This window comes from Methylobacterium nigriterrae, assembly GCF_037106235.1.
In the GTDB taxonomy this organism is placed as follows: Bacteria; Pseudomonadota; Alphaproteobacteria; order Rhizobiales; family Beijerinckiaceae; genus Methylobacterium; species Methylobacterium nigriterrae.
Map to the genome: position 1 here is coordinate 1 of NZ_JBAWTG010000546.1, position 456 is coordinate 456.

Annotated in this window: 1 protein-coding gene; it reads right to left on the reverse strand. The window is 66.0% G+C overall.

What is annotated here, in order from left to right:
* Positions 1-246: 246 nt before the first annotated feature.
* Positions 247-456 (reverse strand): DUF2382 domain-containing protein (locus tag WDW90_RS38170; protein ID WP_336492878.1); only part of this gene is annotated, 210 nt, incomplete at its 5' end.

A 456-nucleotide genomic window follows, 5' to 3' on the forward strand; every position in this document is an offset into this window, starting at 1 on the left:
AGCCCACCGCGACCATGACACCAGCAACAATGCCGAGCGCAACCTCGCGGCCTTCTGCCAGCGCTGTCACCTGCTCCACGATCGGCCCGAACACCGGCGGCGGCGATGGCTCACCCTGTTCCGAAGGAAGGCGCTGGGAGACCTGTTCCGTGGGCCGTACTCTGGCCCATAAGGCCAGCAATGGTCCACGAAGAGGAAAGCCGCGGTCGGTTTTGACCGCGGCCCGCTTGTGTCAGCTACCGGCACCTACTTGCGGCTGTAAGCGAGTGCAGCCCGCCTGTTGCCGGAGCGCCCGCTCGCGTTCGAGATCTCGACCTCATCCCGCCGGATCGTGTCCCGCACAGTCTCAACACGCTTCGTGCGCTCCCGCCGGACCACAACCTCTTCCCGGACCCTGACCCCCTTGGCCACGAGCGGCACCTCAGAGGTTTCCACCATCTCGACGGTGAGCTCGGT